This window comes from Sphingomonas faeni (genome assembly GCF_023195535.1).
Lineage (GTDB): Bacteria > Pseudomonadota > Alphaproteobacteria > Sphingomonadales > Sphingomonadaceae > Sphingomonas > Sphingomonas faeni_B.
This window is the reverse complement of record NZ_JALPNF010000004.1, coordinates 1-22,753: the sequence shown is the minus strand read 5'-3', so window position 1 is coordinate 22,753 and position 22,753 is coordinate 1. Positions and strand designations below refer to the sequence as shown.

Sequence of the window (22,753 nt, the reverse complement as noted above, 5' to 3'; positions counted from 1 at the left end):
CCGGGCCGGTTTAGCTCAGTTGGTAGAGCGCCAGTTTTGTAAACTGGATGTCGCGGGTTCGATTCCTGCAACCGGCACCACCTTTTCGGCACCACCTTTTCAAATCCTATCGGCACACGCCTGCTCGCTTGCCGGGACCGTCCGATCGTCCTACGACCCGATGACAAGACCAATCTGATACCGGGAGCAAGAGATGGCGCGACGTACCGGAGAAATCGGCGCCGCCGTGTCGCTGGTGGCACTACTCGCAGCGCTGGCGACGGCGCAACCGAGCCAAGCCGCCAGCTATCCTGCGATACGCCCTGCGATCTTCCCGACGCCCGCCACGATGACGCTGACGACGGGCACGATAGCCTTGGGCACGTCGGTCGTACTCGTCACTGCACCGGGCGCCGACCCCGATACCGTTGCGCTCGTTCGCACCATCCTGAAATCGGCGGGGGTGGAGACGATCGCATCCGCACGGCGCCTGCCCGCTGTCCCCGACCGCGTTCACATCGTTCTGGGCCTTGGTAGCGACGACATCGTCCGCCACGCGCTCGACCGCAGCAAAACCACGCTCGACACACATGCCGAGGGCTACACCATCGCCACGGTAGCAGCCGGCGCGACCGGCGCGGGTATCGTCACGCTCGCGGGGCACGACGCCGACGGCCTGTTCCACGCGGTCCAGACGTTCCGCCAGCTCGCCCGGCGCCCCACCCTGCCCGCGCTGGTGATCCAGGATTACCCCGCAATGCCGATCCGCGGCACGATCGAGGGCTTTTACGGCGCGCCCTGGTCGATGGCGGATCGCACCAAGCATCTCGACTTCCTCGCCACGGTGAAGGCGAACACGTATGTCTACAGCCCGAAGGACGATCCGTACGCGCGCGATCGGTGGCGCGAGGCCTATCCCGCCGCGACGCTGTCGGCGCTCGGCACGCTGGCCAAGACCGCGCGGCGCAACCATGTCGACTTCGTCTACGCGGTCTCGCCCGGGCCGTCGGTCTGCTTCTCCGACCCCGCCGACGTGCAGGCGCTGGAACGCAAGTTCGACGCGTTGCGGGCGATCGGCGTCGGCAGCTTCTACGTCGCGCTCGACGACATCGAATACACCAAATGGAATTGCGAGCTCGACAAGACGACCTTCGGCCCGTCGGGCGCAGAAGCCGCCGGCGTCGCACAGGCGCAATTGCTCAACGCGGTGCAGGCCAGCCTGAGCGCCAAGGATCCGGGCGCGCGCGCGCTGATCATGGTGCCGACCGAATATTACGACGCGAAGGAAACCCCGTACAAGGCGGCGCTGCGCAAGCATCTCGATCCGCGGATTGTCGTCCAGTGGACCGGCACCGACGTCGTCCCCCCCGCCATCTCGATCCCCGACGCCAAGGCGGCGACCAAGGCGTTCGGCCGCAAGACGCTGTTATGGGACAATTATCCGGTCAACGATTACGCACAGACCACCGGCCGGCTGCTGATGGCGCCCTATGCGCGGCGCGAGGCCGGGCTGTCGGGCGAGCTGACCGGCATCCTGTCGAACCCGATGAATCAGGAGGCCCCGAGCCGCCCGGCGGTGACCGGCGTCGCCGCGTTCGGCTGGAACGACACGGCCTATGATGCCGAGCGGACCTGGCATTTCTCCGCGCGGGAACTGGCGGGCGGCGATGAACGCGCGACCGCGGCTTTGCTCACCTTCTTCGATACGCAACACATGGCGCCGACCTTTGGCAGCCAGCCCTGGCAGGAGCAGGCACCGCGGCTCAAGGCGACGCTCGATGCGGTGCGGGAAGCACTAGCGGATGGCGATGCGGCAGCGCGGCAGCGGGCGATCGCGGACCTGACCGCGCGTGCCGACGCAATCGCCAACGCGCCCGACATCATCCGCTCCGGGACGATCGACCCCGGCTTCGCGGCGCAGGCGCGGCCTTGGCTCGACGCGATGCAGCGCTGGGGCCGCGCGCTCCAATTGACGGCCGCCGGGCTCGGCGCCGCCGATAGCGGCAGCACTGCCGCCGCACGCTATTTCGCCGAGGCGCGAACACTGGCGCGCGAGGCGGCTGCGATCACGACGATCCCCGGCGCGACCCGGTTCGATGGTCCGATCAAAATCGCGGACGGCGTGCTCGACGCCTTCGTCAGCGACGCGCCGACCCTGATTGCCGCCGCGCCGGCAATTGAGGCCGACGGCGCGGTACCGGTGCGATCCGATGGCCCCGAATGACCGGTCTTCAGCCGAGGCTCGCTGGCTGACGCTGACCCGCGACATCCTGCCGACAGCGGCGCCGACGCGTGGCTGGCCGGTCCGCGCCGATCATTGCTTCCAGCGTATCTTCCTCGACAACGCCTGCGGCGGCGTCTGGTACGACTTCATACCCGATCGCCCCGCCTATGCGCGCGCCGACCGCGTGGTGCTCGATCGCGCTATCGCGCTCGCCGAAGCGAGCTTGGCGGGCGAACTGGATCTGGCCGTACTCAATCGGCAATCGCTGGCGTGGCGAAGGGTCCGCGCGGCACGCAAATGACGCCCGTCACCCGCAGCAGCGTTTGGACTTCTTCCCCGATCCGCATGGACAGGGATCGTTCCGTCCTGCCTTGACCGGCGCTGCGCCGGCCGTTGGCAACGGAGCGGCGGCAGCTGCCCGCAATCGGGACGCATGGAGCTGGAGGACACTCGTCGCGAGATCGGCCGGTGCCTGGTCCTCGCGTTCGTTGATCTCCACGCTGTCCAGCGCGCTTTCGTTGCGCGCGATCGCGATCAACACCGACAGACGCGCGAGACCGTCGACCGCCTCGGCGTCGTCGCCAGCCGCCACCGCGTCCCAGCTTTCGGGCCGCAAGGCCATCGCTTCGGCGAACCCGTCGATCCACAATTCCCAAAGGATGTCGCCGGTCCGCTCGTCCACGTCGAAGATCGGACGCAGCTTTCCCCGCTCCAGGTCGCGGGCGATCTCGGTGTATCGTGCCATGACGGCATCGACGAACCATTGCACGTCGAGCGGATCCTCGAACGGCGCGATGCCGTCCTCATCGAGCCCCCATATGCTCTGTAGCCATTCGCCTTGCTCGATACGCTCGGGTCCGACCAGCAGCCCGGTGAGAAACCCGTCGAGCTCGGTCAGCAGCATCGGCTCTTCGAGCGGCAGGTCAGCCAGCGCATCGTCGAGACGACGGAGTCGGGACGGGCGCGGCTTCATGCGCCCAGGCACCGTGTCGTCGTCATCACAGGCTCAAATTCCGTTTCGTCATTTCGGCTGCGGCCATCGCGGTCAGCGGCGCGCGCGTTGCTCGAGCGAAGATATCCGCCAGATCGAGCAGGTCCTCGTCGTTCAAGGCGGTGATCGACGCCTCGATTTCCGCCAGGCACAGGACCGCCCGGTCATGCTCGATCATGCGTCGCTTGATACGGGATTTCAACATTGTCAGGCCGATAGCAGGAGGATGGAAAGACAGACGCGGACACAATCAGCTTTGGGGCCAGTTTTGGGGCGCGCGCCGGTGGCTGTTACGCCCCTTTAGGAGACCTTCGCTTGGTCTGCTTGGCGGTGTTCGCGCGCTCTTCGGCGCCCAGCCGCTGCCAACGATCGAATCGGGCACGCGTGAGATGTCCCGCTGCGATCCCGGCCTGAACCGCGCACCCGGGTTCGACGCTATGCGAACAGTTGGAAAAACGACACTCCTCCGCAGCCGCGACAAAATCGTCGAAGATCTCCGCGATCCCGGTGGCCGCGTCGGCCAACTGCAATTCGCGCATGCCCGGCGTATCGAGCAGCCACCCTCCCTGCGCCAGCCGGTGCATCTCGCGCACCGTCGTGGTGTGGCGACCGGTGGAGTCGTTCGCACGAATGGCCTGGGTCGCGATGCTGTCCGAGCCGCGTAGTGAGTTGACCAGCGTCGACTTGCCGACCCCGGACGAGCCGAGGAACGCGACGGTCTGGCCGGGGCCGCACCAGTCCGCGAGGCCGGTGACGGCGTGTGGATCACGCCCATTGACGATCTCGACCCGCAGGCCGGGCTCGATCGCTCGCGCCGCCGCGACGTAAACGTCCGGTGTGTCGGTCAGGTCCGCCTTGGTCAGCACGACCACCGGGGTAACCCCCACGTCGTGCGCCAGCACTAGATAGCGCTCGAGCCGCGCGACGCTGAAGTCTTCGTTGCACGAGGCGACGAGGAATACCGTATCGACGTTCGCGGCAATCATCTGCTCGCGACGCGGATCGCCCGGCGCGCGACGCTTGAACAGGTTCTTGCGGTGAAGCACGCGGATCGGCAACCCGGTCGACGTCTCGATCAGCACCCAGTCGCCGACTGTCGGATGATCGTCGGTCGGCTGCGCCCCCGCGATATAGGGCGTCACGAGCTGCCGGCCGCCGGCTCCCGCAACGGCGATCTGACCACGATGGACCGACATCACCCGGACGGGATGACGGTCGCGTAGGTCCTCGTCCGACAGCTGGGCGCTGAAATGGTCATCCCAGCCAAGATCTTCCAATGTCTCGTCGGTCGGCATCATAGGGGCAGCGGCATCTTTCTTCACGACCGTCCGGCGGTCATCGCCGGTCTGGATCGCCGATATGGTGATCGCTCCGCGGTATGGCACGCTCGCGTCCGTGAAGCGACCGTGCAGGACACGTCGTCGTTAGGGCAGCGGGCCAGCGAACGAACGACGCCCGGTTGACCGATCCGGTTCACTGGTAGTGCGTGACCTTCTCGAAGCCGTCATTGACCTTCACCATCCGCATCACCTTCTTCACATAGCTGCGGACATGGCGGTCGAAGCGCGTGTCGTTATAGACGCCGCGCCAGATATAGTCGTCCCGCTCCAGCAGCGTGCGGAGGATGTTGGATACCGCCTCCTGCGTATCCAACGATACCTTGGCCTTCAGTATAAGCGAGCAGACCATCTCCTCGGCGCTTGCCTTGTCGCAATCGTCCTGAAGCTCCCGCCCGCCGCGCTCCGCGACGACCTGATCCGCGCGTGCCGCAACGACCCGGCTTTCCAGCCATTTGCGGGCCACCGCCCCGTCCCAGGTCTTTACGATCTTGTCCGCCACACACTTCTCGCATTTTCTCGCACGCGACGAAGGCCTGCCGACGTTTCCCGGCCGGCCGCAGTGATCACGCCTGCCGACCGCCGCCGATACCACCGACGCTCGGCCAGGTACACCGCGCCTTGGTAGGGCCGGAGTTGAGCTCGCGTGCCGATTGACCTAAGTCTGGCGCGCTACCCGAACGCATCTGCATCATGCGGTGACGGCTCCGGGGCGAATTGGGAGAGGTGCCGCATGGACCAGCAACCAACGCACCGGTTTGTGCCGGACGGGTCGATCGGGCGCATCATGATGGCGAGGGCGATCCGATGATCCTGCTGATACTTGCCGCGCAAGCCGCCACGCTGGGCGCGACCAATTACAGCGTCAGTGCACCGATGCCCGTGCCCAAAGGCCGCCCGAGCTTTGCCGACGAGTTCGACGGCAAGGCGATCGACCAGACGAAATGGCGCTTCGACGTGTCGCGCAATGCTGAGGGCTGGTACAATAACGAACGCCAATATTACGCCAAGGACCGTGCCGAGAATGCGCGGATCGAAAAGGGCGCGCTGGTGATCGAGGCGCGGCGCGAGACGCTGTCGAAGGCGCGCTTCGCCGATTGGGGCGGTCAGGCATATACCTCGGCCAAGCTCGTCTCGCGCACCCCGCGCGGGTATGGCTTTTACGAGGTCCGCGCGAAACTGCCGTGCGGGCGTGGCAGCTGGCCGGCGATCTGGCTGCTGCCGTCGGGCGGAAAATGGCCAGATGAAGGCGAGATCGACATCATGGAGATGGTCGGCTGGGATGCAAACGTCGTCCATGCCACGCTCCACACGGCGGCATTCAATCACACCAAGGGCACGCAACGCGGCGCGCAGACCCGGATCGCCACCGCCTGCACGGCATATCACCGCTATCAGCTCGACTGGCGCGCAGATGCGATCACGATCGGTGTCGATGGCCGCGCGATCATGCGCGTCGCCAACGACCAGCCCGGCGGCAAGGCGGCGTGGCCCTTCACGCGCCCCTACGACCTGATCCTCAACCTAGCGGTGGGCGGCGACTGGGGTGGGCAGAAGGGGATCGACGACGCGGCGTTCCCCCAGCGCATGGCCGTCGATTACGTCCGATACTGGCGGCGCTGACCAGAGGCACCTCTACCGCAAGCTTCGACATTGCGTGGGACAAGGCAGGACGGTTCAACGAACGTCTCGATATGACGTCCACGCGCTGACGGATCGCGTCCCGTCGCTTGTCCAGGCAAGAGCGTCAGTCGGCGTGCTCGGTATAGCGGAAATACCCGAAATCGGCGGGATGACCGGATCCGGCCATGTCCTGGCACGCCATTCCGACGAACCCGCCGGTGAAATTCGGCAATCCGGACAGCGTCGCTTCGTCCGAGAGGACGCTGGCATCGAAAATGTCCTCCAGCCAGCACCAGTCGGCCGAACCGACCGATCGATACCCGAAGCGCAGGCGCTCGTGATCGACATCGGCGCACAGCTCGATCGGCCCAGGCGCGATATCGATGGGGCGCGTCACGATGCTGCGCCCTTCCCCCTCGGGCAGCATCGACAAGACCTGGATCTGGCGCTCGCCCTGATCGCCCGCGGTGACATGCAAGTAATGGAACTTGGTGCTGTTGTAATAGCAGACGAGGCCGGCCGCCTGCTGGAAATGGCGCGGTTCGAAATCGAGCGACGTCTCGGCGCGGTATCGAAACGCCTGCTGGCGACGCGCGACCAGGGCCTGTTCGAACAGACTGCCGATCGTTTCCCGCCCGAACAGGCGAAGATAGCCGGCGCGGTCGGTCAGGCTGAACAACCGCTCGGGATACGGCGTCCGCAACCACTGCAACGCCGCCGGCAGCACGGCGCCGTCGAACGTGTCGCGCACGTCCATCGGCGCCTCGGGTGCATCGTCCGCAAACGCCGCGTCGTCGTCGAGCGTATGGAGCCAATTGTCTTCGCCCCACTGCATCGGCCGCAACGCGGTTTCGCGTCCCAGCACGCACCGGTCGCTCCCGGGCAGCGGCCTGCCGCAGAGAAACGCCAGCCACGTCTTGCCGTCCGGCGTATCGACGAGGTCGCCGTGACCGGTCCGTTGCAGCGGCGCCGACGGCGTGTGCCGCGCCGTCAGCACCGGGCCATGCGGCGATGCCTCGTACGGGCCGAACAGCGACCGCGAGCGCGCCATCACCACCGCATGCTCGCGCCCGGTCCCGCCCTCGGCGACCAGCAGGTGATACCATCCATCGCGCTTGTAGAGGTGAGGCCCCTCGGTAAAGCCGAGCGACGTTCCTTCGAAGATCATGCGACGGTCTCCGAGCAGGCGACCACCCGCCAGGTCGATCTCCTGTACGACGATCCCGGCGAAGCGACGGCGGTCCGGCCGGTGATCCCACAGCATGTTGAGCAGCCAGCTGCGGCCGTCATCGTCATGGAACAGCGCCGGATCGAACCCGCTGCTGTTCAGGTGGATCGGATCGGTCCAGTCGCCGTCGATCCTGTCGCAGGACACGATGTAATTGTGGAAATCACGCAGCGACGCGCCGCGCGCGCCGTCGACGGTCGTGCGGCCATAGCGCTTCACGTCGGTGAAGATCAGGTGGAACCGGCCGTCGCTATAACTGAGATCCGGTGCCCATACGCCGCAGGAATCGGGGTTGCCGCGCATGTCGAGCTGGCTCGGCCGGCGTAGCGGGCACGCGACCAGCGTCCAGTTCACCAGATCGCGGCTGTGATGGATCCGCACGCCGGGAAACCATTCGAAGGTCGACGTGGCGATATAATAATCCTCGCCGACCCGCACGATCGAGGGATCGGGATGGAAGCCGCGCAGGATAGGATTGGAAACGGTCATGCCGGCTTTCGTATCAGGGTCCAGAGGAGCGCGGCTCCGACGAGGTCGAGCAGGCCGAGCAGGATGAAGAATGGCTGATAGCCGACCTGATCGACCAGCATGCCGAGCGTCAGCGTGAAGATCAGCACGCCGAGATTGGCGGCGGTGCCCGATATCCCGGTAGCGGTCGCGACCTGATCCTGCGGGAACAGATCGGAGCACAGGGTGATGACGGTGACCGACAGCGTCTGGTGCGCGAAACCGCCCAGGCACAACAGCGCGATCGCCGCGACCGGGCTGGTGACGCTGCCGACGAACATCATCCCCATCATCAGCACCGCGCCCAGCGTGAAGGCGCAACGACGCGCGTCGATCAGATGGATCCCGCGGCGCTGGAGGAACGCCACCACCGCCGGGCCGAACAGACAACCGAGATCCGCCGCAAGAAACGGCAGCCACGCGAACAGCGCGATCTGGCCGAGATCGAAGTGGCGCGCCTGCACCAGGTACAGCGGCATCCACAACGACAGCATGCCCCACACCGGGTCCGCGAGGAACCGCGCCGCCGCGATCGCCCAAAGATTGCGCCGCCGCAACAGCTCGCCGAGCGGCGGCCGGCGACGCTGCTTGACCAGCGACGCCTCCTGCCCCTCGATGATCAGCGCGCGCTCGCCGTCCGACAGCGCACGGTGCCGCGACGGCGGGGCGTACCAGAGCAGCCACGCGACGACCCATGCCAGCCCGAGCCCGCCCGCGACGAAGAACGCCGCCCGCCAGCTGTGGTTGAACACCGCCCAGGCGACCAGCGGCGGCGCGAAGACAGCACCGAACGACGCCCCAATCTGATAGATACCGCCCGCGACCCCGCGCTCGCGCGCTGGGAACCACTCCGCGACCAGCTTCATCCCGGCCGGCTGCGCCGATCCCTCGACCAGCCCCAGCGCGCCGCGCAAGCCGGCAAAGCCGACCCAGCCGCTCGCCAGGCCGTGGCCGAGCGTGATGACCGACCAGACCGCGACGAACAGCGTGAACCCGATCTTCAGGCCGATCACGTCGAGCAGATACCCAGCGACCGGCTGGAACATGATGCCGAACTGAAACGCACCGGTGATCCACGAATATTGCGCCGACGAGATATGCTGTTCGGCCATGATCGCCGGTGCGGCCACGCCCAGGATGCTTCGCGTCAGATAGTTGATGACCATCGCGCCGACGAACAGGGCGATGATCGTCCAGCGAATATAGGGAAACCGCTTCATTCTGCCCCCTCCCCCGGTAACGTTATCATGGTGTCCGTAGGCGGACCGCGTAGGGTCGGGCAAGTCGCCGCGGCGATAAACTTCGCCAATCCGCCGCCCGTCAACGGTCCGCTCCGGACGTCATGCCCGCGCCGACCACGGCCGCACCGCCGATATCCGCCATTGACGATCCCCTGCATGCCGAGGCACGTCGGGCGGTGAAGGCCGCGGGGTGCTTGCCGGCGGGAACGTAGAGAGACACGTGAGCCCCAATACCCGGCGCCCCCGCGGCGTGACCGTCATCGATGTCGCGAAATACGCCGGCGTGTCGCCGATGACCGTGTCGCGCGTCATCAATGCCGACCCCGGCGTCCGCGACAGCACCCGCGTGCGGGTCACCGATGCGATCCGTACGCTGAACTACACGCCGAACCTCGTCGCGCGCAGCCTGGTCACCTCGCGCGAGGTCCGGATCGGCGTGATCTATTCCAACCCCAGCGCCGCCTTCATGAGCGACCTGCTGGCGGGCGTATTCGAGGAAGCGTCGGCGCGCGCCGCGCAGCTGATCCTGCTCAGGGGCGATAACGGAAAGCCACCGACGCAGGCGGCGATCGAAGGGCTGATCGCGTCCGGCGTGGGCGGGATCATCCTGGCGCCGCCGCTGGGCGAATCCGATGTCGTCCGCACCATATTGGCAGCGGCCAACCTGCCGATCGCGGTCGTCGGGGCGGTCGCGCCGGATGCGATCTGCGTCAGCATCGACAATCGCCGCGCCGCCTATGACATGACCCGTCACCTGATCGGCTTGGGCCACCGGAAGCTGGGCTTCATCCTCGGCAACCCCGATCAGTCGGCAAGCCGCGAGCGGCTCGCGGGCTTCGAGATGGCGGTGGAGGAGGATGGCGCGCTGGAGACGCAGGTCGTGCGCGGCGATTTCAGCTACGCCTCCGGCTTGGTCGCGGGTGAGGAACTGCTCGACCAGCCGACACCCCCGACCGCGGTGTTCGCCAGCAACGACGACATGGCCGCTGCGGTCGTATCGGTGGCACATCGCCGGCATCTCGACGTACCCGGCGACCTGACGGTGACCGGGTTCGACGACAGCACCGCTGCAGTCACGCTCTGGCCGCCGCTGACGACGATCCACCAGCCGGTCCGCGCGCTCGCCGCCGAGGCGCTGCAACGGCTGATACAGGCGATGCGCTCGGGTGTGCGGACACCGCAGTCGCATATTCTCGATCACCGGCTGATCGAACGCGAGTCGACCGCAGGCCCGCGCCGACCGGCCCCAGGCGTGTAGATCACGAGCATAGGGGCCATCAGCGGAGAGGAACGGAGACGCCGGCGTCGGTCTGCGCCACCGGCACCATCGTACCATCGGCGTTATAGCGCAGATGCTCGACGGTAACCGCGCGACGACCGATCGCTCCGTTCATGTCGCCGATCGCCAGCGTCGCGTTGTGCAGGAACAGGTACCAGTTCTTCTTGAACTCGACGATTCCCGGATGGATCGTGAAGCTGTACTTCCCCGATCCCGTCAGTTCGCCGCGATAGGTCCACGGCCCGGCCAGCGACGGCGCAGTGGAATAGGACACATGCTCGTCACGCTGCGTGCGCCGGTCAAGCGAGGCATAGGTCAGGTAATAGAGCTTGCCCCGCTTGTGCAGCCACGGCCCTTCCTCGAAATGCGGCGGGGTGATCTCGCGGATCGGCCCGTCGATCTCGATCATGTTGGGCTTCAGCTTGGCGATATAGCATTGCCGGTTGCCCCACGCGATCCAGGTCGTGCCGTCCTCGTCGGTCAGCACGGTGGGATCGATATCCTCCCAGCTGTGCGTTCCCTTCGGCGTCATCTGGTTGGTGATCAGCGCCGATCCCTTCGCATCGACGAACGGGCCGGTCGGCGTATCCGACACGGCGACCGCGATCGCCTTGCCGGGATGCGTATCGTCATGCTCGACCGCGGCGTAGAACCAGTATTTGCCGTTCTTCCTGATCGCCTGCGACGCCCAGGCATCCTTCTTGGCCCATTTGAAATCGCTGAACTTCATGATCGGGCCGTGATCGGTCCACGTCTTCATGTCGGTGGTCGAATAGACCAGCCATTCACGCATGTTGAACATCTCGTCGCGCTGCGCCTCGTCGTGCCCGACATAGAGGTACAACCGATCGCCCACGACCAGCGGCGCCGGATCGGCGGTGAATTTGTCGCGGATGATCGGGTTAGCGCCAGCCCGCGGCACCGGCTTTTCAGCCGGTGCCGCGACGACCGGAGCGCCGACGACCAGCAGGGCCATCGCCATTCGGAAACCGGGCATTCGGAAGTTGGTCATATCGTATCTCCAGCGGTGCATCGGAGCTGGCCGCATCAGAACTGGTACCGGACGCCGACGCGGTAGGTCCGGCCATAGACGTCGTACAGCGCCGGGTTGACGAAGAACGGCGACCGCGAAGGATCGCGGTCGAACAGGTTGTCGACCTTGAAATAGCCGGTCACCTGATCGGTCACATTATACGTACCGCCGACGTCCATGTAGAATGCGCCGGGAATGGAGTTCTTGTCGATAGTCGGGCGATTGTTGGTCGATACCGGGCAGTTGCCGGGGGCGCACTGGACATATTGATGGCCGAGCACGCCGTCGCTGAACCAGCGTTCCTGGAGCAGCAGCGAGAAGTCGTCATTGGCATAGGTCTGCACCGCCAGCCATTTCCAGTCGGGCGTGTTGCCGATGTTGACGCCCGCCGTATCGTTGGGGATCGTTCCCGGCAGGCCGGTGTCGGTGACGAACTTTCGGATGTGGGTGGCGAGCCCGCGAAGCGTGAAGCTGCCCGGCAGGCCGAGCGGCCGCTGCCAGCGATAGCTCGCCTCGAAATCGAAGCCGTTGGTGTCGATCGACGCCAGGTTGAACGCCTGGACATTGATGAAGTTCGGCCCGTTGGTGTTGTTCAGGTTGAACGCGCCGCAGCTGTCCGGAAGGATGTTCTGGAAGCACAGGTTGACGATATCGGCGGCGCCGAGGCTCGAGACCAGGTCCTTGATCTTGAGTTGGTAATAATCGACCGACAGGCTGAGGCCGGGAACCAGCGACGATCCGGAAAACGCGATGCCGACGGTCGAGTTACGCGCGATTTCCGGCGTCAGGCTGGTGTTCCCGATCGTGTTCTGGATGGCGAGCACGTTGACGTTGCGGAACGGGTCGAAGAACCCCGGCAGCGTCGTCGTGACCGGCGCGGCGAACAGCTCGGACAAATTCGGTGCGCGGACGTCGCGCGACGTTACGCCGCGGAGGCGGAAACCATCGATCGGCAAATCCCAGGTGCCGCCGATCTTCCAGGTCCAGACGGTGCCGGAGGTGCTGTAATCGGTGACGCGGACCGCACCGTTGACGTTCGCGCGGCCCAGCCCGTCGGAGTCCAGGATGGGCACGTTGGTCTCGACGAACGCTTCCTTGACGCTGTAGGCGCCGCGGCCGTTCTTGTAGTTGCCGGCGTACCAGTTGTTGCCGCCGGTCAGCAGCGTCGGATCGAACGGATACGCCGCGTTGTTCGGCGTATTGTCGATGCCTGCACCATAGGCGTCGGCGGTCACTTCGTAGAATTCGTGACGGAATTCGCCACCGAAGGCGAACGACACCGGCCCGGCCCACAGGCTGAACGGCGAGCCCGAGAAGTTCACGCTGATGACGTCCTGCGTCTGCCGCGTCCGCTGGCGCGGGCCGTTGTCGGGCATGATGTAGCTCAGCGCACCCTGCGACGGGTTGCCGCCGAAGATGTTGAGGGGCTGGCACCCGTTGGCGCGCGCGACCGGGTTGGCGCAGACGATCGCCCCGTTCAGCGTGGTCGCATTGATCGCCTGGTTGAAGCGGTTGGACAGCAGGACGTTGTTGACGTCGATGTTCGAATAGTTCGTCCCGTGCTCGTAATACATGTCGTAGGTCCAGTTCGACCCCGCGACCAGCTGGCGCCCCTTCGCGCCCGCGACGAAGCGATACTGGCGCCGATCAGTGTAGACCTGCGTATTGCCGAGCGCCGCGTTGCTGGTGCCGTACTGGAAATTGGTGATACCCGCCGTGGCGCAGGCGGCCTGGACCAAGGTGGGGACGAACGGGTTGGCGCACTGGATGGTCAGGTTCGGGCGATTCTGCCCGCCGACCGGCTGGTTGCTGGTTTTCACCTGGCCGATGTTCGCGCTGACGTAGATCTCGTTATCGGGCGCCCAGTCGAACCCAATCCGGCCATAGCTGTTGACGCGCTGGATCCGCGACTGGAGCGAGCGCCCGGCATCGACATTGCCGGACAGATCGCCGCCGATGCAGAAGCCGGGGTAACAGCCGTTGACGTTGCCGGCCGCGTCGCGGGCCGGCGTGCCGTTCGAGCCATATTGGAACTGAAACGGCTGGCCGGACTGGTCGAACGCGGTGCCCTGCAGCGGCCCCGCAGTGATCAGCCCGTACTTCGTATAATTATACGGCTGCGCGTTATCCAGGAACAGATATTGCGGCGACCCGTCGTTCAGCACGTTGCGGTTGATCAGGGTCGACTGCCGGAACCAGTCGCGACCATTGGCCAACTCGGTGCCGAAATCGCCGCCGCCGATGCCGGCGTCATGCGAATATTCCGTGCTGGCGACGATATGCAGGCGATCCTCGAGATAGTTCGTGCCGGCCGCCAGCTGGAGCAGCACCTGCTCGTTGTCGCCGTAGGTGGTGATGCCGCCCTGGATATTGCCCTTCACGCCCTTGAACCGCGTATCGGTGATGAAGTTGACGACGCCGCCGACCGCGTCGGAGCCATAGGATGCGGAGGCACCGCCGTTGACGACGTCGACGCGCTTGATCAGCAATTGGGGGAACAGGCTGATGTCGGGGACGCCGGTGACGTTGGCCCCTACCACGCGCTGGCCGTCGAGCAGGGTCAGCGTGCGGATCGCGCCGACGCCGCGCAACGAGAACGAGCTCAACCCCTGCTGGCCGCTCGAGGTGCTGAACGTGCCGGTGCTGGTTCCGGTCGAGCCCTGCAGCGACGGCAATTGCGCGATCGTCGCGAAGACGTTCGGCTGCGCATTGGCGGCGATCGATCCTGCATCGATGACGGTGGTCGGCGTCGGTGCGGTGAAACCGCTGGCCGTGATGCGCGACCCGGTGACGACGATGTCCTGCGCCGTTGCGACCTCGGGCTCGCTGGCGGTGGGTGCAGGTGCCGGGGCGGCGGTGGTCTGATCCGCCGTTGAGGGCTGGGCGACGGGCGCTTCGGCCGGTGCCGTTTGCGCGGGCATGGCTTGAGCGGGCCCGGCCTCGGCGGGCCTGGTCTGGGCGACCGGCGCAGTTTCAGTCTGGGTCTGAGTTTGGGCGGGTGCCACTTGGGCGATGGCGGGCGATGTCACTGCACAGGCCGCGATGATGGCCATGCTTGCTGTCCCAGATCGGAAGCCTGCAATCCTGCGCATGTTCGACGTAATCATATCCATCGTCCTCTCCCTGGTCCCGATTTTCTAAAACCGGTAACGTTACCATTGGACGGTCATCAATTTTCGCGGGAATGTCAATACTCGGACAAGATTGATGCCGAGCGTGGTTTTGGGGCGCGGTGCGCCAAGGCGATCGTCGCAAAGGTCCGTGGGGTCAGCGCGTCGGCACTCGCTCCCAAGCGAGGTGTCGCGGCAGTATTCGCTCGGGTCGGCTGGGTGCGCCCGAACCGCTATTCCGCTCGACGTGGCGAAGTGCAGGGCGGTGTGATTGCCGGGGCGATGGTCGGGGGGACGGTGCCGAGGAGCTTAGCGACGGCGCTAGCGTTTGCCTCGTTCTTCGCGATACTCCTGCAGCGTCTCTTTCACGTCGCGCCGGTCTTCGCGCGAGACGGGCTCGGGCCGCGTGTTCATGGATGCGGCACCTGCCAGGCAGAGTTCGGAGCGAACCGGAAGATGGTCGGAGCCGACATCCTCGAGCACCTCGAGAGAGCGAACTTCGAACTGCGGCGTGACGAACATGTGATCGAGCGGCCAGCCCAGCAGCGGCATCTGGGCCGGAAACGTCGCAAAGGTGCCGCGGCCGATCCGCGCGTCGAGATAGCCGCCGACGCGCTTGAACAATTGCGACGTGTGCGACCAGGCCACGTCGTTGAAGTCGCCGATCGCCAGGACCGGCTGCCTAGCGGCTGCGGCGCGCCGTGCGGCGATCGCGATCTCGGCGTCACGCGCCTCGGTGTCCTGCCCCGGCAAAGGCGGCCTCGGGTGAAGCGCAATCACCCGAAAGGGATCCCGAGCGGTCAGTTCGGCATGGACCGAGGGCGTATCCTTCTCGGCGATCGTCTCGATCCGTCCGTCGCGCATCGGCAGGCGGGTGGCAAAGATAATGCCATAGGTATTGCCGATCGGCCTCTCGAGCCTGTGGGGATAGCTTGCAAGCTGCTTCGCCAGCGCTTGCGCCCATCGTCGGTCGGTCTCCATGAGCAGCAATATATCGGGCCGGACGCGATCGATCAGACGCGCCGTCCGCGCATAATCGCGGTTGGATTCGAGTACATTCAACGACAGCACGCTGAAGCACCGGCCTTGCGATACGCGGGTTTTGTCAGCGAACGCGATCTCCTGCTCGGCGAACGGCGTGTACGGGAAAATCCGATAGAGCTGCCAGGCGGCGGCGATGGCGCATGCCAGCGCGATCCACCGGCCGGCCTGTCGGTCACGCCATAAAGCGACGGCCCCAGCCAGTAAAAGCGCCACCAGGATCTGCGCCCGCGGAAAGTCCCATATACGGATCCACCACGCGTTCGACTCGACGATGCTGAGGCCGGTGACGACGATCAAAATGCCCGCGAGGAGCCTGATGCTGAGGGTGCCGAGGTTCATCCGCTTCGGCCTAATAGAAGCCAGCTCGAAGACCAAGTACGCGTCCATCACCACCACGCTACCGCATGGCGGGGCTGTGCGCCGAGGTCTGCGCCCATCTGGAGCACGGCGTCGGCAAGCCCCCCCGGCCTGCCCAGGCGACCGAGCCGCTCGAGATCGACGTATTCCTGGTTTTCAGCGATTGCGCCTCTGCAACCTGCCAAAGCTGTCGAACTGGACGGAGAATCAAAATGACATAATTTTCACGTTTGCCGTGGCACGAAGCAGCGCCCGCGCGTTGTCGCCGTTCCTCAGCGAACGGGATATCATGCCGAAAACATTGACTATTATCGGCATGGGCGCTTGTGGCGTCGCTGCATTCGCCGAAGCTGTCACCCGGTTATGCTATGATCCAGGCGACGGGTGGAGAATCCATCTGGTCGAGCGCGACGATGAACTTGCGCGCGGACTGGCGTTCGGCACGGAGCAGCCCGGCCATCTTCTGAACACGGAATCCCGTCTCATGGGGCTCTACGACCGCGAGCCCGGTCATTTCAGAATCTGGCTGGAGGCGCGACGCGCGGCCTCGGGCACGCCGCTCGATCCCGGTGGCGTCGAATACCCGCAACGCCGCGAATACCGCGTCTACATGCAGGAGGTTCTCGACAATGCGCTCCAGCAGGCGCGCACCGCCGGCATCGATGTCCAAGTCCACCGCGAGGAAGCAATCGCCATCGAGGGCGATCACGCTGCGGCGACGGTTCGGTTCGCGAACGGGTCGACGATCGCCACCGACGTCGTCCTTCTGACGATCGGCACGCCCGATCCTGATCGGTTCGGCAATCTGAACGGTACGCCCGGCTATTTCGACTCCCCCTACCCCGCCCACCGCATGACCGAGGAAATCGACCGGGATCAGTCCGTCGTCGTCCTCGGCAGCGGCCTCAGTGCCATCGACGCTGTCATGACACTGCTCGACGATGGGCACCGCGGCCACATCCACCTCGTATCGAAAGAGGGGATGCTGCCACGCGTCGAAATTCCCGCCCCCGAAACAGGCTATGACCGCCAGCACCTCACGCTGGAAAACGTCCATCGCCTCATTCGCGAGCGGGGCAGCGCATTCTCGGTAGTGGATCTGTTCCGCCTCTTTCGTCTGGAGGCCGAAACCGCCGCGGGACGTGCGATCGATTGGCAGGCGGAGGATCGCTACGACGGGGACGCCGAGGCCGCCTTGCTGCGCGATATCGCCGCGGCGGAGTCCGGAGACGAACCGTTCCAGCGCATCCTCACCGCCACGCGTCATGACTCGACGGCGATATGGAACCTGTTGCGCCCCGCCGACCAGAAACGGTTCGGGCAATGGCTGGCACCGCATTTCGCTGCGGCGCGCTTCGTCACGCCGATGGTGAACGCGCGGCGCTTGGCCGATGCGATGACGCGGGGACTGCTCAGCGTACGCGGTCGGATCCATGAAACCGTTGCCAGCGAGACCGGTACGGGCTTCACGGTCCGGTTCGAGAATGGCGATAAGCTCGACGTACCGATCGTCGTCAACGCCACCGGACAAGCCACCGCACTGGACGAGATGAAGGAGACGCTGGTCAAGGATCTGCTCGCGAAGGACTGGCTGCAGCCGCATCCGGTCGGTGGGGCCATCGCGCACCGGGCGACGTGTCGGATCATATCCGCCACGCGCGATGCACCACGGCTCTACGCGCTAGGCCAATTGCTGAACGGCGAGTTGCGCGACACCAACGCGGTCTGGTTCAATGTCGAGTGCGCCGGTCGTGCGGTCGACGATATCCTGCGCCAGTAATGAGCGCGATCGGCAACATCGCGGCGGCACTCCTGCCGCTTTACGGCGTGATCCTGTTAGCATGGGCTGTCGGTTCCCGCGTTCCCTGGGCAGCGAGGCTGTGTTCGAGGGCACTCGTCTTCGGCCTCATCCCGTTGCTGGTCATCGACAAGGTGCTCGGCGCGGACGTGCAGCAGCTGTTGGTGATCCCACCGCTGATGTTCGTGGTCTCGGCACTGATGAGCATCCCTGCATACCGGTTGGCCAAGCGTCTCGGCGACGACTTCGATCCCAAACTGCTGTCGGCGTCCTTCTCGTTCTTCAACGTTGCGTTCTTCGGGGTGCCCGTCAGCCAGGCCTTGTTCGGCGAGATCGGCGTATCGACGGTGATCTGCGCGTATATCGGCAGTGCGCTGTACGGCAACACGATCGGGTATTTCCTCATCGCGCGTACCAAGGAAGGTACGCGCAAGGCCGCTACCAAGGCGTTGCGGGTGCCACTCGTGTATGTGGTCATCGGCTCGCTCTTGGCAAAGTGGGGCGGCGTCACGATGCCTGAAGCGGCAGCGCCTATCGTCTCGATCGCCGGCACTCTGGTGTCGGTCCTCGGCATGGCGGTGATCGGCCTCAACCTTGCCGAAACCGGCCGCGACGACTGGCGGCCGACGCTGATGACGCGCATCCTCGCGGTCAGGCAGGTCGCCGGGGTGATACTGCTCGGCGCCGCGCTCGCACTCGAAGCCGCCTTCGTCGGTGTATTGAGCCCACGCGACCGCGTGATCGTCGGGCTCGTCGCCCTGTTCCCGATCGCCAGCAACGTGACCCTGTTCGCGACCCTCCTCGACACGAACCGCAAAGCGGCGGCGATCCTTGTCGCGCTGTCGAGCGCCGTATCCCTTGTCCTCGTGCTGCTGGTCGTGGGCGTCTTTCACTCGGCCATGCCAACGGGGTAATCACGGTCCCCCTCTGCTCTCCCCGCTTTCAGCGGATGGCAGCGACGCGAAAACTCACGACGCACGCAGCTCGGGAACAGGCACGATCGCGATCTCGACGATGCCTTGCAGCGCATCACGGCTCGGTCACGCGGTTGCTTCATGGCGGAGGGAACCGATGTGTATCGACCGAACGGCCCACCCAAACCTAGTTTTTGCGATTGCTTCGCAGTAGCCCTATCGCTAGAGCTCCTGAGACACGCCGGGGGGCGTGATGATCTCGGAGGTAGTTATGAGACTGAACCTGTTCGCGGGACTGATGGTTGGCGTCGCTTCGCCGGCGCTTGTCGCCAACGCTCACGCGGCAAGGCCGATCGGCCTGGTCGATGACGCACCCGGCGACACGCTCGATCCACAACGCTCCGACGACATCATCGTCACCGGATCTAAGAGCAGCAAGGCCGACGACAAGCAGAGCGCGTCCCCCACCGGCTTGGCGCTGTCCCTGCGCGAGACGCCCCAATCGATCACCATCATCGACCGCGAGCGGATCGACGACTTCGCGATCACCAACGCGAACGACTTGCTGACGCAGACGGTGGGTATCAACGTCGAACGTACCGAGACCGACCGTACCGAATATAATTCGCGCGGCTTCGACATCACCAATTTCCAGATCGACGGCATCGGCCTGCCGCTGTTCTTCAACATCCAGACCGGCGACCTCGACACCGTGCTGTTCGAGCGGGTCGAGGCGGTGCGCGGCGCCAACGCGATCATGACCGGCGTCGGCAATCCCTCCGCGACGATCAACTATCTGCGCAAGCGCCCGACCGCCGAATTCCACGCGAACGCATCGGCGTTCCTCGGATCGTTCGACCAGCGCCGGCTCGAAGCCGACGTGTCCGGCCCGATCACGCAGGACGGCACGTTGCGCGTACGTGCGATCGCCGCGCATGAAGAGCGTGACAGCTATCTCGACTATAATCGCGTCAACCGCGACGTCTATGCAGGGCTCGTTTCGTGGGACGTGCTGCCGTCGTTAACCGCAACCGCGGGCTATATGCGGCAGGACAACAGGTCCGACGGCGTGCTCTGGGGCGCGCTCCCGCTGGTCTACAGCGACGGCAGCCGGATCGATTACGCGCGTTCGGCCTCGACCTCGGCCGACTGGACCTATTGGAACGTGCTCGACCAGACCGTATTCGGCGAACTGGCGCTGAAGCTCGGCGGCGACTGGTCGGTGCGCGGCGTGTATACCTACCGCAACTGGCAGGAACGGGCCAAGATCCTCTACGCCTTCGGCACGCCCGACCCGACCACCGGGCAGGGCATTCTCGGCCAGACCGGGATCTATCCGTCGCAAAACAAGCAATACATGGCGGATAGTTATGCGTCCGGCAGCGTCGACCTGTTCGGCCGTCGCCACCAGCTCGCGTTCGGCTTTTCCAACGGCATCTCGAACGGCAGGCAATATGGGGCGTTGTCGGCCAGCTTTGTCGATTACGGTGACATCCGCCAGCTCGCCGGCCTTCGTGCGGCCGAGCCAGGCTATCCGGACGTCCAGATCCAGGCAGATACCCGCGACCGGCTTACGCGCGCTTATGGATCGATGCAGGTCAATCTGGCCGATCGCCTGAAGGCGGTGGTCGGCGGGACCGCGATCTGGCTCAAGAGCTCGGGCTATTCTTACGGCGTCGACCAGGCACGGAACAACAAGAAGCTCAGCCCCTATGCCGGCCTGTTGTTCGACCTGACCTCGAACCTGACGCTGTACGCAAGCTACACCGACATCTTCAACCCGCAGAGCGAGGTCGATGCCACCAACCGTCGACTCGATCCCGCCAAGGGCACGAGCATCGAAGGCGGCGTGAAGGGCGAATGGCTTGGCGGGCGCCTCTATGGCGCCGCGTCGATCTTCCAGGCCAAGCAGAAGGGCCTTGCCGAGTTTGCCGGGCAATTCGACGCGAACAATCCCGCGGGCCAGATCGGCACCAGCTACTATGTCGGTCGCGACACCATCTCGAAGGGCTTCGAGGTCGAGGTCGCGGGCCACGTGTCGGAGCGTTGGCTGGTATCGAGCGGCTTCACGCATCTGACGCTCGAGAGCGACGACGGCAAGGCGGCACGGCTGTTCGTCCCGCGCGACACCTTCAAGCTGGCGGCGACCTACACGATCGAGGATCTGCGCGACCTGAAGCTGGGCGGTCAGTTCCGTTACCAAAGCCGGATCAGCGCGCCGAGCGGGATCCTCGACGCGGCGGGCGACGATATTGCGATCCGCCAGAACGGCTATGCGACGCTCGACCTGCTGGGCAGCATCCGCGTCGTCGACCGGCTGCGCGCAAGCCTGAACGTCCGCAACGTCACCAACACCAGGTATCTCGGCACGCTGAAATACGCATCGGGATTCTATGCCGCGCCGCGCAGCGTCATCGCCACGCTCCGCTTCGAGTATTGAGGGGAGGTCCGCCGCCGAGCCGGGTTGCGGGGAGCGTAGAGCGTTCAAGCCTGAGCGGTGAAGGCGGCGGCAAAGGCCGGGCGAGAGCGTGGTCTTGCGGGGGCCTTATGTCTCGCGCAGCGGCGTCCACGCCGGGCCCGTGCAAACGCCAAGTGCCCGTTCGCGCCACGCCTAAGCGTATGCAGCGAAGATCCGCACCCGTTTCGTTTCAAGCTGCCGCATTTGTGGCGCATGTCGCGCCTGCCACGATCTCCTGGCCAAGGGCCTTTGATGCGGCCTGTATCGTGTGGAGCGTCACTGACGACGAACCCGGCGGCGGAGGTGGTCGCGAAGGTATCGGAGCTGCTGGCCCGGGCCAGAAACGACGACGCCGCCCGTGAGGGCGGCGATTATCGTTGTGGGTTGGTTGCGGGGAGCCGCACCAGCCTAGCCCGACATTCGCTATCTGTTCCAGTTTAGTTCCAGTGGTTTCGAACCGCATGCGCCGTTCCATAATTGATTTAAATGCGGCGAATGGCTCAATAGCGGACGCTCGCGATTTCTTTTGCGCTTCCCAACCTCTGTCGCTCGTTCATATCCCAAGTACATTTCGGGGCGGGCAGGTTTGAAAATTTGCTGACGGGAATTATTCGATCAGATGACTGCTCAGGTCCGCTTTATCGGCCGAGCTTGCGGCGCGCTTCCTTGATCTCTGAAGGCGTGAACAGAGGCTGCCACTGTGGATCCAACACAAGTGCCTCGACTGACAGGTCAGGCCTACCCAGCGCGAACAACTTTGTCAGTCCCTTCGATGGTGGACCAGGCCGGAGTAGCTCACGCGCTGTCGCCAACCCTCCATCCTTCTGCAGCATTTCGAGGAAACGAATAGGGCGATAGCCGAGCGTCGTCGCCTGATCGTAAATCGATCGCATCGCTTGGTTGAATGCTTTAGGATCCGGCAGAGTCCCCAGCGGTGCCGCCGCGTCGAGCATCTGTATGACCTCGCCAATCGGGACCAGCGTATTCGCTGCACCCTTGCCGAATTTTTGAAGCAGAACCCGCGCCATTGTTTCCAAGCGCTTCTTATCGGTCGGAGCGAGCGCAAGAGGCGGCATCGCCGGCAGCAGCATCCGAGGATGTTTGCGCACATAGGTTAGAGTCGCGCTCTCGATCTTCGGGTCGCCAAGGTACCAGTATCCGGTCAGCGCGGGTATCTTTCCAGAAAGATCGAGATCGATCAGCCATTCGGACGCCTGAAGCTGCCCCTTCCAGCCCTGATAATAATCGTAATTCGAGAGCGCGGGCTGAAGTGTCACCTGCGCCTCTGCTTCAGTCTGACCTTTCTCGTCGATGTCTTCGCTCCATATCGCCAAGCGGACCCGCTCCCAAACGTCCCGATTCGGACTTGCACGATAAGCTTCGAAGAGATCGTTGGTCATCCGCGTGCCGGTGCCGGACGCCTCGCGTCGCTCAGCCCACAGGACTTTCGCACGCTTAAGATGGTGCGGCTCGATGACGTAGCCGTTTTCGAACCGGCGATCGTGACGTGACCCCCGTTTTTTCCTCCAGTTGGAGCTAGAGTCCGACCCCGGAAAGGGACGGACAGATGAAGCGGAAGCAGTTTTCGGAAGAGCAGATCATCGGCATCCTGAAGGAGGCCGAGGCTGGT

17 protein-coding genes and 1 tRNA gene are annotated in these 22,753 nt (G+C 64.9%); 8 read left to right on the top strand and 10 right to left on the bottom strand.

What is annotated here, in order from left to right; genetic code table 11:
* Window positions 1-4 precede the first annotated feature (4 nt).
* The 3 genes from SPHN_RS09960 to SPHN_RS09950 all read left to right on the top strand — a co-directional run bounded on the left by SPHN_RS09960 (window position 5) and on the right by SPHN_RS09950 (window position 2,504).
* Window positions 5-80, top strand: a tRNA-Thr gene (locus tag SPHN_RS09960).
* Window positions 81-193: 113 nt separating this feature from the next.
* On the top strand, window positions 194-2,203 hold the full coding sequence (locus SPHN_RS09955; RefSeq protein WP_248523004.1) for a beta-N-acetylhexosaminidase family protein: 2,010 nt from the start codon (window positions 194-196) through the stop codon (window positions 2,201-2,203).
* Window positions 2,190-2,504, top strand: a complete 315-nt coding sequence (locus tag SPHN_RS09950; protein WP_248523003.1) for a GCN5-related N-acetyltransferase — start codon at window positions 2,190-2,192, stop codon at window positions 2,502-2,504. The genes SPHN_RS09955 and SPHN_RS09950 overlap by 14 nt, the downstream gene beginning before the upstream one ends.
* Before the next feature lie 6 nt (window positions 2,505-2,510).
* On the opposite strand, the gene SPHN_RS09945 is transcribed toward SPHN_RS09950, so the two are convergent.
* The 4 genes from SPHN_RS09945 to SPHN_RS09930 all read right to left on the bottom strand — a co-directional run bounded on the left by SPHN_RS09945 (window position 2,511) and on the right by SPHN_RS09930 (window position 5,033).
* Window positions 2,511-3,176, bottom strand: a complete 666-nt coding sequence (locus SPHN_RS09945) for a UPF0149 family protein (RefSeq protein WP_248523002.1) — start codon at window positions 3,174-3,176, stop codon at window positions 2,511-2,513.
* Window positions 3,177-3,201: 25 nt separating this feature from the next.
* Window positions 3,202-3,372, bottom strand: coding sequence for a hypothetical protein (locus tag SPHN_RS09940; RefSeq protein WP_248523001.1), 171 nt, complete (start codon window positions 3,370-3,372; stop codon window positions 3,202-3,204).
* Between the two features lie 112 nt (window positions 3,373-3,484).
* Window positions 3,485-4,579, bottom strand: coding sequence for a ribosome small subunit-dependent GTPase A (gene rsgA / locus SPHN_RS09935; RefSeq protein WP_248523000.1), 1,095 nt, complete (start codon window positions 4,577-4,579; stop codon window positions 3,485-3,487).
* An 88-nt stretch (window positions 4,580-4,667) separates the two neighbouring features.
* Window positions 4,668-5,033, bottom strand: coding sequence for a hypothetical protein (locus SPHN_RS09930; protein ID WP_248522999.1), 366 nt, complete (start codon window positions 5,031-5,033; stop codon window positions 4,668-4,670).
* Window positions 5,034-5,338: 305 nt separating this feature from the next.
* On the opposite strand from SPHN_RS09930, the gene SPHN_RS09925 reads away from it, so the two are divergent.
* Window positions 5,339-6,154, top strand: a complete 816-nt coding sequence (locus SPHN_RS09925) for a glycoside hydrolase family 16 protein (RefSeq protein ID WP_248522998.1) — start codon at window positions 5,339-5,341, stop codon at window positions 6,152-6,154.
* A gap of 124 nt (window positions 6,155-6,278) precedes the next feature.
* Here the strand turns inward: SPHN_RS09925 and SPHN_RS09920 are convergent, their stop codons facing one another.
* Window positions 6,279-7,871, bottom strand: a complete 1,593-nt coding sequence (locus tag SPHN_RS09920; RefSeq protein ID WP_248522997.1) for a glycoside hydrolase family 43 protein — start codon at window positions 7,869-7,871, stop codon at window positions 6,279-6,281.
* Window positions 7,868-9,109: an MFS transporter gene (locus tag SPHN_RS09915; protein ID WP_248522996.1), complete on the bottom strand. Its 1,242-nt coding sequence runs from the start codon at window positions 9,107-9,109 to the stop codon at window positions 7,868-7,870. The genes SPHN_RS09920 and SPHN_RS09915 overlap by 4 nt, the downstream gene beginning before the upstream one ends.
* 241 nt (window positions 9,110-9,350) lie before the next feature.
* Here SPHN_RS09915 and SPHN_RS09910 point away from each other — a divergent pair, with 241 nt between their 5' ends.
* Complete coding sequence (locus SPHN_RS09910; protein ID WP_248522995.1) at window positions 9,351-10,388, top strand: LacI family DNA-binding transcriptional regulator; 1,038 nt, start codon at window positions 9,351-9,353, stop codon at window positions 10,386-10,388.
* Window positions 10,389-10,407: 19 nt separating this feature from the next.
* On the opposite strand, the gene SPHN_RS09905 is transcribed toward SPHN_RS09910, so the two are convergent.
* From SPHN_RS09905 to SPHN_RS09895, 3 genes are all read right to left on the bottom strand, one after another.
* Window positions 10,408-11,421, bottom strand: coding sequence for a glycoside hydrolase family 43 protein (locus tag SPHN_RS09905; RefSeq protein WP_248522994.1), 1,014 nt, complete (start codon window positions 11,419-11,421; stop codon window positions 10,408-10,410).
* A 35-nt stretch (window positions 11,422-11,456) separates the two neighbouring features.
* Entirely contained in the window at window positions 11,457-14,363 is a 2,907-nt protein-coding gene (locus SPHN_RS09900; protein WP_248523288.1) for a TonB-dependent receptor domain-containing protein, read from the bottom strand.
* A 510-nt stretch (window positions 14,364-14,873) separates the two neighbouring features.
* Entirely contained in the window at window positions 14,874-15,935 is a 1,062-nt protein-coding gene (locus SPHN_RS09895; RefSeq protein WP_248522993.1) for an endonuclease/exonuclease/phosphatase family protein, read from the bottom strand.
* A gap of 307 nt (window positions 15,936-16,242) precedes the next feature.
* Here SPHN_RS09895 and SPHN_RS09890 point away from each other — a divergent pair, with 307 nt between their 5' ends.
* The 3 genes from SPHN_RS09890 to SPHN_RS09880 all read left to right on the top strand — a co-directional run bounded on the left by SPHN_RS09890 (window position 16,243) and on the right by SPHN_RS09880 (window position 21,105).
* The gene (locus SPHN_RS09890) at window positions 16,243-17,733 is read left to right on the top strand and encodes an FAD/NAD(P)-binding protein (protein ID WP_248522992.1); all 1,491 of its coding nucleotides are present in this window, start codon (window positions 16,243-16,245) and stop codon (window positions 17,731-17,733) included.
* A complete protein-coding gene (locus SPHN_RS09885) occupies window positions 17,733-18,665 on the top strand; it encodes an AEC family transporter (RefSeq protein ID WP_248522991.1) in 933 nt (310 codons plus the stop codon). The genes SPHN_RS09890 and SPHN_RS09885 overlap by 1 nt, the downstream gene beginning before the upstream one ends.
* Window positions 18,666-18,936: 271 nt before the next feature.
* Window positions 18,937-21,105, top strand: coding sequence for a TonB-dependent siderophore receptor (locus tag SPHN_RS09880; protein WP_248522990.1), 2,169 nt, complete (start codon window positions 18,937-18,939; stop codon window positions 21,103-21,105).
* Window positions 21,106-21,761: 656 nt separating this feature from the next.
* Here SPHN_RS09880 and SPHN_RS09875 read toward each other — a convergent pair.
* Window positions 21,762-22,523 carry a hypothetical protein gene (locus SPHN_RS09875; protein WP_248522989.1) on the bottom strand — a complete coding sequence of 254 codons (762 nt, stop codon included), beginning with the start codon at window positions 22,521-22,523 and terminating at the stop codon, window positions 21,762-21,764.
* Window positions 22,524-22,753 lie beyond the last annotated feature (230 nt).

Excerpts from the sequence above, each read along its gene's own strand:
- SPHN_RS09885 (WP_248522991.1), top strand. The coding sequence starts at position 17,733 with ATGAGCGCGATCGGCAACATCGCGGCGGCACTCCTGCCGCTTTACGGC.
- SPHN_RS09875 (WP_248522989.1), bottom strand. The coding sequence starts at position 22,523 with ATGACCAACGATCTCTTCGAAGCTTATCGTGCAAGTCCGAATCGGGAC.
- SPHN_RS09950 (WP_248523003.1), top strand. The coding sequence starts at position 2,190 with ATGGCCCCGAATGACCGGTCTTCAGCCGAGGCTCGCTGGCTGACGCTG.
- SPHN_RS09955 (WP_248523004.1), top strand. The coding sequence starts at position 194 with ATGGCGCGACGTACCGGAGAAATCGGCGCCGCCGTGTCGCTGGTGGCA.
- SPHN_RS09925 (WP_248522998.1), top strand. The coding sequence starts at position 5,339 with ATGATCCTGCTGATACTTGCCGCGCAAGCCGCCACGCTGGGCGCGACC.
- SPHN_RS09880 (WP_248522990.1), top strand. The coding sequence starts at position 18,937 with ATGAGACTGAACCTGTTCGCGGGACTGATGGTTGGCGTCGCTTCGCCG.
- SPHN_RS09940 (WP_248523001.1), bottom strand. The coding sequence starts at position 3,372 with ATGATCGAGCATGACCGGGCGGTCCTGTGCCTGGCGGAAATCGAGGCG.
- SPHN_RS09890 (WP_248522992.1), top strand. The coding sequence starts at position 16,243 with ATGCCGAAAACATTGACTATTATCGGCATGGGCGCTTGTGGCGTCGCT.
- SPHN_RS09945 (WP_248523002.1), bottom strand. The coding sequence starts at position 3,176 with ATGAAGCCGCGCCCGTCCCGACTCCGTCGTCTCGACGATGCGCTGGCT.
- SPHN_RS09900 (WP_248523288.1), bottom strand. The coding sequence starts at position 14,363 with ATGCCCGCGCAAACGGCACCGGCCGAAGCGCCCGTCGCCCAGCCCTCA.
- SPHN_RS09905 (WP_248522994.1), bottom strand. The coding sequence starts at position 11,421 with ATGACCAACTTCCGAATGCCCGGTTTCCGAATGGCGATGGCCCTGCTG.
- SPHN_RS09920 (WP_248522997.1), bottom strand. The coding sequence starts at position 7,871 with ATGACCGTTTCCAATCCTATCCTGCGCGGCTTCCATCCCGATCCCTCG.
- SPHN_RS09915 (WP_248522996.1), bottom strand. The coding sequence starts at position 9,109 with ATGAAGCGGTTTCCCTATATTCGCTGGACGATCATCGCCCTGTTCGTC.
- SPHN_RS09895 (WP_248522993.1), bottom strand. The coding sequence starts at position 15,935 with ATGAACCTCGGCACCCTCAGCATCAGGCTCCTCGCGGGCATTTTGATC.